This is a genomic window from Micromonospora sp. LOL_015 (assembly GCF_048060275.1).
Lineage (GTDB): Bacteria > Actinomycetota > Actinomycetes > Mycobacteriales > Micromonosporaceae > Micromonospora_E.
The window spans coordinates 156,644-167,776 of record NZ_JBHMIO010000008.1 but is presented as its reverse complement, the minus strand read 5'-3'; the positions used below and the strand labels follow the sequence as shown (position 1 = coordinate 167,776).

Annotated in this window: 13 protein-coding genes and 1 pseudogene; 6 read left to right on the top strand and 8 right to left on the bottom strand. The window is 69.3% G+C overall.

Annotation, left to right across the window (positions count from 1 at the left end; genetic code table 11):
• A pseudogene (locus ACFHWU_RS10735) lies at window positions 1-98 on the top strand (IS5/IS1182 family transposase); the annotation flags it as partial.
• An 18-nt stretch (window positions 99-116) separates the two neighbouring features.
• Here ACFHWU_RS10735 and ACFHWU_RS10730 read toward each other — a convergent pair.
• The 4 genes from ACFHWU_RS10730 to ACFHWU_RS10715 all read right to left on the bottom strand — a co-directional run bounded on the left by ACFHWU_RS10730 (window position 117) and on the right by ACFHWU_RS10715 (window position 3,682).
• Entirely contained in the window at window positions 117-1,493 is a 1,377-nt protein-coding gene (locus ACFHWU_RS10730; RefSeq protein WP_416590409.1) for a phosphomannomutase/phosphoglucomutase, read from the bottom strand.
• Window positions 1,494-1,645: 152 nt separating this feature from the next.
• Window positions 1,646-2,530 (bottom strand): hypothetical protein, encoded by an 885-nt coding sequence (locus tag ACFHWU_RS10725; protein WP_416590408.1) that lies wholly within the window; start codon window positions 2,528-2,530, stop codon window positions 1,646-1,648.
• Window positions 2,531-2,584: 54 nt separating this feature from the next.
• Entirely contained in the window at window positions 2,585-2,797 is a 213-nt protein-coding gene (locus ACFHWU_RS10720) for a DUF397 domain-containing protein (protein ID WP_416567464.1), read from the bottom strand.
• A gap of 24 nt (window positions 2,798-2,821) precedes the next feature.
• A complete protein-coding gene (locus tag ACFHWU_RS10715; protein ID WP_416556077.1) occupies window positions 2,822-3,682 on the bottom strand; it encodes a helix-turn-helix domain-containing protein in 861 nt (286 codons plus the stop codon).
• Between the two features lie 166 nt (window positions 3,683-3,848).
• On the opposite strand from ACFHWU_RS10715, the gene ACFHWU_RS10710 reads away from it, so the two are divergent.
• Complete coding sequence (locus ACFHWU_RS10710) at window positions 3,849-4,160, top strand: hypothetical protein (protein ID WP_416556075.1); 312 nt, start codon at window positions 3,849-3,851, stop codon at window positions 4,158-4,160.
• A gap of 16 nt (window positions 4,161-4,176) precedes the next feature.
• Here the strand turns inward: ACFHWU_RS10710 and ACFHWU_RS10705 are convergent, their stop codons facing one another.
• Window positions 4,177-5,682, bottom strand: coding sequence for an aldehyde dehydrogenase family protein (locus ACFHWU_RS10705; RefSeq protein WP_416590407.1), 1,506 nt, complete (start codon window positions 5,680-5,682; stop codon window positions 4,177-4,179).
• A 76-nt stretch (window positions 5,683-5,758) separates the two neighbouring features.
• On the opposite strand from ACFHWU_RS10705, the gene ACFHWU_RS10700 reads away from it, so the two are divergent.
• The 4 genes from ACFHWU_RS10700 to ACFHWU_RS10685 all read left to right on the top strand — a co-directional run bounded on the left by ACFHWU_RS10700 (window position 5,759) and on the right by ACFHWU_RS10685 (window position 7,867).
• Window positions 5,759-6,094, top strand: coding sequence for an ArsR/SmtB family transcription factor (locus ACFHWU_RS10700; RefSeq protein WP_416567461.1), 336 nt, complete (start codon window positions 5,759-5,761; stop codon window positions 6,092-6,094).
• 28 nt (window positions 6,095-6,122) lie between these two features.
• Window positions 6,123-6,614, top strand: coding sequence for an SRPBCC family protein (locus tag ACFHWU_RS10695; RefSeq protein ID WP_416567460.1), 492 nt, complete (start codon window positions 6,123-6,125; stop codon window positions 6,612-6,614).
• A 150-nt stretch (window positions 6,615-6,764) separates the two neighbouring features.
• Window positions 6,765-6,980 (top strand): helix-turn-helix domain-containing protein, encoded by a 216-nt coding sequence (locus tag ACFHWU_RS10690; protein ID WP_416590406.1) that lies wholly within the window; start codon window positions 6,765-6,767, stop codon window positions 6,978-6,980.
• A complete protein-coding gene (locus ACFHWU_RS10685; RefSeq protein ID WP_416590405.1) occupies window positions 6,977-7,867 on the top strand; it encodes an SAM-dependent methyltransferase in 891 nt (296 codons plus the stop codon). The genes ACFHWU_RS10690 and ACFHWU_RS10685 overlap by 4 nt, the downstream gene beginning before the upstream one ends.
• A gap of 330 nt (window positions 7,868-8,197) precedes the next feature.
• On the opposite strand, the gene ACFHWU_RS10680 is transcribed toward ACFHWU_RS10685, so the two are convergent.
• The 3 genes from ACFHWU_RS10680 to ACFHWU_RS10670 are packed head-to-tail and all read right to left on the bottom strand — an operon-like array spanning window position 8,198 to window position 11,123.
• Complete coding sequence (locus tag ACFHWU_RS10680) at window positions 8,198-9,040, bottom strand: ABC transporter permease (RefSeq protein ID WP_416556068.1); 843 nt, start codon at window positions 9,038-9,040, stop codon at window positions 8,198-8,200.
• Window positions 9,037-9,948, bottom strand: coding sequence for an ABC transporter permease (locus tag ACFHWU_RS10675; protein ID WP_416590404.1), 912 nt, complete (start codon window positions 9,946-9,948; stop codon window positions 9,037-9,039). The genes ACFHWU_RS10680 and ACFHWU_RS10675 overlap by 4 nt, the downstream gene beginning before the upstream one ends.
• Window positions 9,945-11,123, bottom strand: coding sequence for an ABC transporter ATP-binding protein (locus ACFHWU_RS10670; RefSeq protein ID WP_416556066.1), 1,179 nt, complete (start codon window positions 11,121-11,123; stop codon window positions 9,945-9,947). Before ACFHWU_RS10670 ends, ACFHWU_RS10675 begins: the two co-directional genes overlap by 4 nt.
• Window positions 11,124-11,133 lie beyond the last annotated feature (10 nt).

Sequence of the window (11,133 nt, the reverse complement as noted above, 5' to 3'; positions counted from 1 at the left end):
GGCTCAAGCGCAACCGTGCCGTCGCGACCCGCTACGACAAACTCGCCGTCCGGTACGAGGCGACCGTGCAGGTCGCGGCGATCAACGAGTGGCTGTGACCGACTTTGATACACGCCCTAGCCGCGAACCAGCGCGAGCACCCCGTCGCGCAGTTCGGCCATCCGCTCGACGGTCGGTGCCTCCACGTTGAGCCGCAGCAACGGCTCGGTGTTCGAGGCACGGATGTTGATCCAGGCACCGTCGTCGAAGCGGACGGTCAGGCCGTCCAGCTCGTCGGCGTCGGCGTCGGCGTACGCCGCCTTGATCTCGGCAAGCTTGGCCTGCTGATCGGTGACCGTCGAGTTGATCTCACCGGAGGCGACGTACCGCTCGAACTCGTGGGCCAGCTCGGACAGCGGCTTGTCCTGCTCGCCGAGCGCAGCCAGCATGTGCATCGCGGCCAGCATTCCGGTGTCGGCGAACCAGAAGTCCCGGAAGTAGTAGTGCGCCGAGTGCTCACCGCCGAAGACCGCGTTGGTCCGGGCCATCTCGGCCTTGATGAACGAGTGGCCGACCCGGGAGCGCACCGGCTCGCCGCCGTTCTCCCGGACGATCTCCGGCACCGCGCTGGAGGTGATCAGGTTGTGGATGACCGTCTCGCCGGGGTGTTTGGCCAGCTCCCGGGTGGCGACCAGGGCGGTGATCGCCGACGGCGAGACCGGCTCGCCACGCTCGTCGACGACGAAGCAGCGGTCGGCGTCGCCGTCGAACGCCAGCCCCAGGTCGGCGTTGTGCTCCCGGACCGCCTTCTGCAGGTCGACGATGTTCTCCGGGTTGAGCGGATTCGCCTCGTGGTTCGGGAACGAGCCGTCCAGCTCGAAGTACATCGGCAGGATCTCCAGCGGCAGGGCCGGCAGCACCGTGTCACCGAGCACCGCCGGCACCGTGTAGCCGCCCATCCCGTTACCGGCGTCGACGACCACCTTGAGCGGCCGGATCGCGGACAGGTCGACCAGGGTACGCAGATGCGCGGCGTAGTCGGCGAGCAGTTCACGCCGCTCGACCTGGTCTCCGCCGGACGGCACCTCGCCGCTGTCGATCAACGCCTGGGCCCGGTCCCGGATGTCGGTCAGCCCGGAGTCCTGGCCGATCGGCGCGGCACCGGCCCGGCACATCTTGATGCCGTTGTACTGGGCCGGGTTGTGGCTGGCGGTGAACATCGCACCGGGCAACTCCAGCGCGCCGGAGGCGTAGTAGAGCAGGTCGGTGGAGGCCAGCCCGGCGTGCAGCACCTCGGCCCCGGCGGCGGTGGCCCCGGCGGCGAACGCGTCGGCCAGCGGCGGCGACGACTCACGCATGTCGTGGGCGATGACGATCCGGTCGGCCTTGTCGCCGCGCTCGGCCAGGACCTGCACGAACGCGGTGCCGATGGCCCGGGCCACGGTCTCGTTCAGCTGGTCTGGAGTGGTGCCACGGACGTCGTAGGCCTTGACGATTTTGGACAAGTCAGACAAGGTCTCGCTCCTCAGCCGTGCCGATGCCAACACGAGTGAGGGTAACGGAGCGGTGCGCAACGCCTTCGGTCAAGGCTGACGGTCCATCCTCCGGCCGTACGATGTTCACCCTCCGGCCGGGTACGCCGCTGCCGCGAGCGCCCAGCCGCTGGTCAGCGCCGGATCCGGGGCAACAGCATGGTCGCCCCACCGTCCCCAGCGCTCCCACCGGGACCACCCGTACCGACGGGGGCCGACCGGGCCGGGCGCAGCCTGCGGATCAGCAGCACCAGCAGGGCGATGCCGACAGCGACCATGCCGACCCCGGCGGCCATCACACCGGTGCCGACATCGGAACCGTCGTCACCGCCCGGCCCACCGGCGGTACCGGCCGCGGCGAGCAGATCCTGGTCCGACAGTACGGCCGGCGCGTCGCTCGGCTCGGCGGTCGCGCCGTCGACCGTCGGTTCCGGGGTCGGTTCCGCACTTGGCGACGGGGTCGGCGACGGGGTCGGCGGACCCGGCTGGTAGGTGCCGGCGAGCCGGCCGCCGACCTGTTTGGCCCCGGCTTCCCGGCCGAGCAGGACCCCACCGGCCGTGTACGCCTCACCGACGATGTGCGCGACTCCGGCGGGCGCACCGGCCCGGAACGCCATCCGGTAGCGGACCGAGCGGCTCTTGCCCTTGCACAGTTCGTCCTCCTCCGGCGCGGTGTGCTCGGTCAGCAGCAGCCCGTCGCCGTTGTCCCACAGCGGCACGGTCACCCAGTCGTCGTCGATGCGGGCCTGCACGCCGACCTGGTCGGGGGTGACGCCGGGCAGCCGGATCGCCAGCGCGGTACGCACCGCCACGCACCCGTCGGTGCGTTTGGTCACCTTCACGGTCACCTCACCGGCCTTCTCGCCGACCGCGAACTTGCTCGGCAGATCAATCCGCACCCGCTCGTCCTGACCGTACGCGGGGGCCGCGGCGAGTGCCGCTGTGCCGACGGTCAGTGCGAGCACCGTCGCCAGTCGAGCCGCGCCACGCCGTACCGACATCTCCGCCTCGCCTCCCACGTCGCCGGCACCCGCGCTTCGGACGCCACCGCGCGACAGGCTACCGCGCTCCGGCTACGCGGCCGGACCGCGCAGCGCGCCGCCCCGGACATCGGCGACGAACCGCCCGAAGTCCGTAGCGGTGAAGGCGAGCACCGGGCTGGCCGGGTCCTTGGAGTCCCGTACGCCGACGGTCCCGCCGACGACGGCGACCTCGACGCAGCTGCCGTTGCCGCCGCTGTAGCTGCTCTTGCGCCAGCCCGCCCCGGTGAAATCTGCTGTGGACATGCGGTGCTCCTTGTCAGCGACGCGTCAGATCAGCCCGTCGGCGACCTCGGCGATGAACGCCCGGGAGTCGTCGCAGCCGAGCGCATCCGCCCGCAGGTCGTCGAAGACCAGGTTATACCGGGCGACGCCGGCCGGCTTCTCCACGTAGAGGTCGCCGGCCTCGTTCTCGACGTAGGCCACGTCGGCGTCGGCGGTCTCCGGGAAGGTCAGCACGGTGAACGGCCCGGTGATGCAGGCTGAGGCACCACGTGCGAACGGCAGGACCTGCAGCCGTACGGTCGACAAAGTGGACAGCTCGACCAGGTGACGCAGCTGCCGGCGCATCAACTCCGGCCCACCGACCAACCGGCGCAGCACCGCCTCGTCGAGGACCGCCCAGAGCCGCACCGGGTCGGTGTCGCGGGTCAGCACCCGCTGCCGGGCCATCCGGACGCCGACCTTCTCCTCGATGGTCTCGGCGCTGTGGCCGGGCAGAGTCTTGCGGATGACCGTCCGGGCGTACTCCTCGGTCTGCACCAAGCCGGGCAGCACGGACGGCTCGAACCAGCGCAGCTCGGCGGCGTCGTTCTCCAGCGCGATCAGCGTGGAGTATTCCCAGGTGAGACGTTCGCTGTACTCCTGCCACCAGCCGGTCTCCTGCGCCTGGCGGGCCAGGGCGACCAGCCGCTGCCGCTCGGGGCCCTCGATGCCGTAGACATCGAGCAGCTCGTGGACGGTGCCGGGCGAGATCCTGACCCGGGCCGTCTCGATCCGGCTGATCCGGGCGGTCGAGCAGCGCAACTCGGTGGCGACCTGCTCGGCGAGCAGGCCGGATGTCTCCCGCAGGGCGCGCAGCTCGCGACCGAGCTGCCGGCGTCGCACCGTCGGCGGCGATCCGACGACCATCAGACACCTCCTGAACATTGATGCATGGATGCCAGTCTCGCTTACCGGAAGCACGAAGTCAGCTACCAGTAGTTCAGATAGTGCTACTCGATGCACTTGCATGACTGGTGACCACGGAACACGATGACATCACCACACGTCACTGCGTACCGAATCGAGGACGACTGTGAGCGACCAGACCCGCACGGCAACCACCGCGATCCGACTGGAGGCGGTCCTGCTTGACCGGGCGCCGAAGGTGTTCGCCCTGTGCCGCTTCGACGACGACTACGACGAGTTGCCCGACACGGACGAAGCGGTCGACACCGGCGGAGCGGTCGACGACGTCGTCGGCTGGGCGTTCGCCATGCCGGACGGCAAGGTGCTGATCGTGCACAGCGACGGCAGCCGCGACGGAATGACCTGGTGCAACGACATCGAGTCGGCGAGTCGGTTCTGGGCACCGCTGATCGGTGCCGACCTGCTGGCCGTCGCCTAACCTGCGAGGTGACAGGTCAGAGGTCGAGTCCGGTGAGTACCATCACCCGGGGCTCGGTGTAGTCGTCCATCGCGCTGCGGACCCCTTCGCGGCCGACGCCGCTGCCCTTGACCCCGCCGTACGGCATCTGGTCGGCCCGGTACGACGGTACGTCACCGACGATCACCCCGCCGACCTGCAGGACGCGGTGCGCGGTGAACGCGGTCTGCAGGTTGTGGGTGAACACGCCGGCCTGCAGCCCGTACGCCGAGTCATTGACCGCCGCGAAGCCGGCCTCGTCGTTCTCCACCCGGTCCACGACGAGCACCGGGCCGAAGACCTCCTCGGTGAGCACCTTCGCGCCGGCCGGCACCCCGGTCAGCACCGTCGGTGGGTACGTCGCGCCGTCGCGCCGGCCGCCGACCTCGATCGTCGCCCCGGCGGCCACCGCCTCGTCCACCCAGGACTCGACGCGTATCGCGGCGTCCTCGTTGATCAGCGGCCCGACGTCGGTCGCCTCGTCGGCCGGGTCACCGGCCCGCAGCGCCTGTACGGCGGCGACGAGCCGGGGCAGGAAGCCGTCGTAGAGCCATTCGTGCACGTACACCCGTTGCACCGCGATGCAGCTCTGCCCGGCCTGGTAGTTGGCGAAGGTGGCGATCCGCTGTGCCGCCCGGGTCAGCTCCTCGTCGCCGGTCCAGTCCTCGCAGATCACCGCGGCGGCGTTACCGCCCAGCTCCAAAGTGACGTGCTTGTCCGGCACTGAGCGACGGATCAGCGCGCCGACCGGTCCGGAGCCGGTGAACGACACCACCGGCAGGCGTGGGTCCGCGACCAGGTCGCCGGCCCTGTCGTTCGGCACCGGCAGGACCGAGACCATGCCGGCGGGCAGCCCGGTGCCTGATCCACTGCCCGGCGCGGCGGCCGGATCGGCCGGCTCGGTGACCTCGGCGATCAGTTCGCCGAGCAGCAGCGCGGTCAGCGGGGTCGCCGGGGCCGGCTTGACGATGATCGGGGCGCCGACCGCGATCGCCGGGGCGACCTTGTGCGCCACCAGGTTCAGCGGAAAATTGAACGGCGAGATGCCCAGCACCGGCCCGCGCGGCACCCGGCGGACCACCGCCATTCGGCCGGCGGCGGCCGGGTCGGTGTCCAGGCGCTGCAGGTCGCCGGAGAACCGGCGGGCCTCCTCCGCCGCCCAGCGGAACGTGGAGACGGCGCGGGCCACCTCGGCGCGCGCCCACTTGACCGGTTTGCCGTTCTCGGCGGTGATCAGCCGGGCGATCTCGTCGGCCCGCTGCGCGAGCCGGGCACTGATGTGGTCCAGCGCGGCCGCCCGGCGGTACGCGGGCAGCGCGGCGGCCTGCGGCGCGACCCGGTGCGCGGCGGCGACCGCCTGTTCGACCTGGTCGGGCGTGGCGCAGCTGGTTTGTCCGACGAGCCGACCGTCGTACGGGTGATGCACATCGAACGGTGTTTCACCGTGCGCCGGCTCGCCGGCCAGCCAGAACGGCGTACGCGGGGTCGGGTCGGGGTGATCCATCCGGCCAGCCTAGGCCAGTGACCAAGGCGCTCGATGGCCTTGACAACGTACAACCGATCGGTTGTATATTGGTCCCGTGATCGAGGAGAGTGCGGACCGGACGGACGCCATGTTCCACGCGCTCGCCGACCGCACCCGGCGCGACATCCTGCGCCGGGTGCTGGCCGGGGAGCACTCCGTCTCCACCCTCGCCGCCAAGTACGACATGAGCTTCGCCGCCGTACAGAAACACGTCACCGTGCTGGAGAAGGCTGGTCTGCTGACCAAGCGACGCAGTGGTCGCGAGCAACTGGCCAGCGGCGACGTGCAGGCGGTGCGTTCGGTGGCAGCCATGCTCGCCGAGCTCGAACACATCTGGCGTGGCCGCATCGCACGCATCGACGCGCTGATTGCAGCTGATCCGGATGGGTAGTCAACGATTCCGACGGAAGGACCGAACAATGCCCGTGACCGACGTCCAGCAGGACCTTGACAACCTGACCCTGACCATCACGGCGGACTTCGCCGCTCCGGTGGCGCGGGTCTGGCAGGTCTACGCCGACCCTCGCCAACTGGAGAAGGTGTGGGGACCGCCGACGTACCCGGCGACCGTGGTCGACCACGACCTCACGCCCGGCGGACGCATGACCTACTTCATGACCGGCCCGCAGGGCGACAAGCATGCCGGGTACTGGCTGCTTACCGCCGTGGACGAGCCGACGAGCTTTTCCTTCGACGACGGCTTCGCGGACCTGGACTTCAAGCCACTGTCGGAGTTGCCGGCCTCCCGCAACACCTACACCTTCGCCGAGCACAACGGCGGCACCCGGGCGACCTACGTCAGCAGATATGAGTCCGCCGAGGCGCTGCAACAGGTGCTGGACATGGGCGTGGTGGAGGGCTCCACCTCGGCGATCAACCAGATCGACGAGCTGCTCGCCCCCACTCCTTGATCAAAAGCGCTGCTGCGAGAAGCGCTCCGATTCCAGCATCCACGGCAATCCAACCGGTGGTCTACTTCCACGCTGGACTATCAGTCAGTGTCGTTAGAAGATGGACTTCGTTGAACCCGCTACCACGTCTGGGCATTCGAGGTGATAATCATGAGTGAACTCACGACAGAGCTTCGACGGCTCCGACTGACCCGGCGCATGAACCAGACGCAGCTGGCAAAGGCGCTGCGGGTGTCGAAGTCCCCGATAGCCAGCTTCGAGACCGGTCGGCTGGTGCCGAAGGAGGACACCGCACAGGCGCTCGACGAGGTGCTGAACTCCGGCGACAAGATCCAGCAACTGGCCTGTGATAACCTGCGTCGATGAGCTCGACATCGGAGCGTGCAGCGTCTGGACTTGGTCACGTTGATCGCGTCGCCGACTACTACGACGACAACACGCGTCGGTTCCTTTTGGTTGCCGAGAGCCCAGGCAGTGACGCAATACACCGTGGGGTATGGACGCCGGATGTCACGAATGCGACTCAGGCTGTGGACACCGTAAACCGCCTAATGATCGAGCGCTTGCGCGGGCAGGCTCCTTCGGCGAACGCAAGGGTGCTTGACCTTGGCTGTGGCGTCGGTGGGACGATGGTGCGCTTGGCCCGCGAGGTGGACGGGATCATTTCTGGCGTGACCATCAGCCGAGTGCAGGCCGAGATCGCAGCGAAACGGTTCGCCCGCGAAGGACTGAGCGACCGCTGTCACGTATTCTGTGCCGATTTTGCCGAACTGCCCGCAGAACCACACTACGACGCCATGGTCGCCGTTGAGGCAGTCGTCCACTCGCCGTCGCTGGAGAGCCTACTCCCGTCCCTGGCTGAGCGGCTGCGCCCTGGAGGTCGCCTTATCTTGTGCGACGACTGGATGACCGACAAGGATCGTGGGCTCGCCGCTCGTGAACTCTGTCTCGACCAGTTCCGCGCCGGGTGGCGTATCGGAAGTTTGCATACTGTGGCGGAGTTGGTAGCCATGTCCGGACGCGCCGGCTTACACCTGGTCGAAGACCTAGATCTTACTGCATATTTGCGTCTCGGGCGGCCACGCGACCGCGTGGTCAAGATGGCTGTCGGCGCCACAGCCGCAGTTCCACGGCTTCGCAACCGCCTTGTTGAGATCCCCTTTTGGGCCAACATGATTGGCGGGTCGGCGCTGCAAATTGGATTGTCGCGGCGTTGGCTGGAGTACCACTTCATCGTGCTTGAAAAGGCATGAGGCAGACCACATCTTCTTCTTCTCTCGACACCTTAACCGCTACCTGCGCCTGACAACGGGATTGGGACGCGACTGGCGAGCCACCGCCGCATGACGACCTCCGACCTGCATCGCTTCGATATTGCGACGGTCGACCGACTGAATTCGCCGGCTCCGGAGCCGCCGCTCGATTCCCGTCCTGCGGTATCAGCAGGTCGTCGCCGGTGTCAGGTCGGCGCCGATGACGCCGCAACCCCGGCCGGCAACGGATAGACCCGCTCGGCCGGCAGCAGGGCAGCGGCACCCGCGTCGTCACCAGCGGGCTGGAGGACTACACCCGGCTCAAGCACGTCACGCACGCGATCGAGCACTGACCTGGCCCCGCCGGCGGCTGACCGCACCGCCGAGCACCACCAGCAGCAGCGCCACCGCGAACATCGCCGTGCCGATCACGTTGACCTGCGGCGGGATGCCACGCTGGGCGGCGCCCCAGACGTACATCGGGAAGGTCACCGTGGTGCCGGAGTTGAAGTCCGTCACGATGAAGTCGTCGAACGACAGCGAGAAGGCCAGCAGCGCGGCGGCCACGATGCCGGGCAGCACCAGCGGCAGGGTGACCAGGCGGAACGTCTGCCATTCGGAGGCGTACAGGTCCATCGCCGCCTCCTCCAGGCGGGTGTCCATGCCGGCCAGCCGCGCCTTCACGGTGACCACGACGAAACTCAGGCAGAACATCACGTGGGCGGTCACCACGGTCCAGAAGCCCAGCGGCACCGCCCCGGCCACGAACAGGGTCAGCAGCGACGAACCCATCACCAGCTCCGGCGTGGCCATCGGCAGGAAGATCAGCAGGTTGACTGCGGAGCGGCCGCGGAACCGGTGCCGGACCAGCGCGAACGCCATCAGCGTGCCGAGGACCGTCGCCCCGGCGGTGGCCAGGAACCCGATCTGCACGCTGCGCAGCACCGCGTCGCACATCTCGGCGCTGGCGCACGGCTGCCGCCAGTTGTCCAACGTGAACTCGTTGAAGTCGTAGGACAGCCGGCTGGACGGCCGGTTGAACGACAACCCGGCGACCACCGCGACCGGCAGCAGCAGGTAGCCGAGCACCAGCAGACCCACGCCGAACACCCAGCGGTCGACCAGCCACCGGGCCAGTCGGACGCCGGTCCCCGTCGTACCCGGGCCCGTCACAGCACCTCCTCGGTGCCGGTGCGCCGGACGTAGACCGACACGATGATCAGGATCGCCGCCATCAGCAGGAACGACAGCGCCGCCGCCTGCGGATAGTCCAGCCGCACCAGGAACGCCGAGTCGATCACGTTGCCGATCATGTACTCGTTGGGGGTGCCGAGCAGCCGGGCGTTGATGTAGTCACCGGAGGCCGGGATGAAGGTCAGCAGGGTACCGGCGACCAGGCCGGGCGCCGACAACGGCAGGGTCACCCGCCAGAAGGCCCGCGCCGGGCTCGCGTACAGGTCGCTGGCCGCCTCCAGCAGCCGGGAATCGAGCCGGTCCAGGCTCGCGTACAGCGGCAGCACCATGAACGGCAGGAAGTTGTACGTCAGCCCGAGCACCACCGCGACCGGGGTGAACAGCAGGCGGCCGTCCGGCGCGAGCAGGTGCAGATCCCGCAGTACGCCGACCAGCCAGCCGTTCTCCGACAGGATCGTCTTCCAGGCCAGGGTACGTACCAGGAAACTGGTGAACATCGGGGCGACGACGCAGATCAGCATCAGGTTCTTCCACCGGCCGGCCCGCCGGGCGATCGCGTACGCCAGTGGGTAGCCGAGCAGCACCGCGATCACGGTGGCGATGCCGGCGAAGAGGAAGCCGCGACCGAACTGCGTCCAGTACGCCGACAGCGCGTCCGGGTAGTTGCCGAACGACCAGGTCATCGCGTACCCGGTGGCCAGCGAACCGGTCGGGTCGTACAGGCTGGTCGCGGCGAGCTGCACCGCCGGCGCCGCAAAGAACAGGGTCAGCCACGCCCCGCCCGGCAACAGCAGCAGGTACGGCAGCAGCCGGCTGCGCCGCCGGGCGGCCGGCACCGGGGCGGGGGGCTTTCCCGCTCCCCCGCCGACGTGGGCCAGGATGCTCATGACGCAGGTACGGCGTCGTCGAGCAGCGGGGCGGTCTGGCCGCCGGCGCCCGGCTCGCGGGCCAGCAGGAAGGCGTGCGCCGGCTGCCAGTAGGCGACCACGTCGGCACCGACCGGCAGCAGAGCTCCGTCCCCGCTGTTCGGGCTGAACACGCTCAGCTCGGTGCCCCAGCCGGTACGCACCTGGTACTGGGTGCTGACCCCGAGGTACGCCAGCTCGGTGACCACGCCGGTGACCGACTGCGCCCCGGCCGGTACGCCGTCGGCGTCCCGGGTCAGGGCGAGCTTTTCCGGGCGTACCCCCAGATGGACCGGACCGTCGACGGACCGGGACCGGGCCGCGGGCACGGTGAACCGCGAGCCGTACGCGGTGACCAGCACGTCGTCGCCGGATCGGCCGGTGGCCTCGCCGGCCAGCAGGTTCGACTGGCCGAGGAAGTTCGCCACGAACGCGGTCGCCGGGAACTCGTACATCTGCGCGGGTGGGCCGAGCTGCTCGATCCGGCCGGCGTTCATCACCGCGACCGTGTCGGCCATCGTCATGGCCTCCTCCTGGTCGTGGGTGACGTACACGAAGGTGATGCCGACCTCGGTCTGGATGCGTTTCAGCTCGGCCTGCATCTGTCGGCGCAGTTTGAGGTCGAGCGCGCCGAGCGGTTCGTCGAGCAGCAGCACCTGTGGGTGGTTGATCAACGCACGGGCCAGGGCGACCCGCTGCTGCTGCCCGCCGGAGAGCTGCTGTGGGCGGCGCGGGCCGAAGCCGTCCAGCTGCACCAGGGCGAGCATCTGCTCGACCTGCGGGCGCACGTCGCGGATGCCACGCCGCCGCAGTCCGAACGCGACGTTGTCGGCCACACTGAGATGCGGAAACAGCGCATAGCTCTGGAAGACGGTGTTCACCGGCCGCCGGTACGGCCGCAGCCGGGTGATGTCCCGCCCGCCGAGCAGCAGCCGGCCGCTGGTGGGCTGTTCCAGCCCGGCGACCATCCGCAGCGTGGTGGTCTTGCCGCAACCGGAGGCGCCGAGCAGGGCGAAGAACGCCCCCTGCGGGATGGTCAGGTCGAGTCCGTCCACGGCGGTGAACGGGCCGAACTGCTTGGTCAGGTCGGTCAGCTGCAGGTCACCGGCGGGTGGGTCGGCTGGGCGTGGGCCGCCGCCGGTCGGGTCGGTTGCCATCGGTTGCCGC

Bases quoted from the DNA above. Each gene is read 5' to 3' on its own strand.
- ACFHWU_RS10720 (WP_416567464.1), bottom strand. From the start codon at position 2,797: ATGTCCACAGCAGATTTCACCGGGGCGGGCTGGCGCAAGAGCAGCTAC.
- ACFHWU_RS10715 (WP_416556077.1), bottom strand. From the start codon at position 3,682: ATGGTCGTCGGATCGCCGCCGACGGTGCGACGCCGGCAGCTCGGTCGC.
- ACFHWU_RS10705 (WP_416590407.1), bottom strand. From the start codon at position 5,682: ATGGATCACCCCGACCCGACCCCGCGTACGCCGTTCTGGCTGGCCGGC.
- ACFHWU_RS10695 (WP_416567460.1), top strand. From the start codon at position 6,123: ATGCCCGTGACCGACGTCCAGCAGGACCTTGACAACCTGACCCTGACC.
- ACFHWU_RS10690 (WP_416590406.1), top strand. From the start codon at position 6,765: ATGAGTGAACTCACGACAGAGCTTCGACGGCTCCGACTGACCCGGCGC.
- ACFHWU_RS10685 (WP_416590405.1), top strand. From the start codon at position 6,977: ATGAGCTCGACATCGGAGCGTGCAGCGTCTGGACTTGGTCACGTTGAT.
- ACFHWU_RS10675 (WP_416590404.1), bottom strand. From the start codon at position 9,948: ATGAGCATCCTGGCCCACGTCGGCGGGGGAGCGGGAAAGCCCCCCGCC.
- ACFHWU_RS10670 (WP_416556066.1), bottom strand. From the start codon at position 11,123: ATGGCAACCGACCCGACCGGCGGCGGCCCACGCCCAGCCGACCCACCC.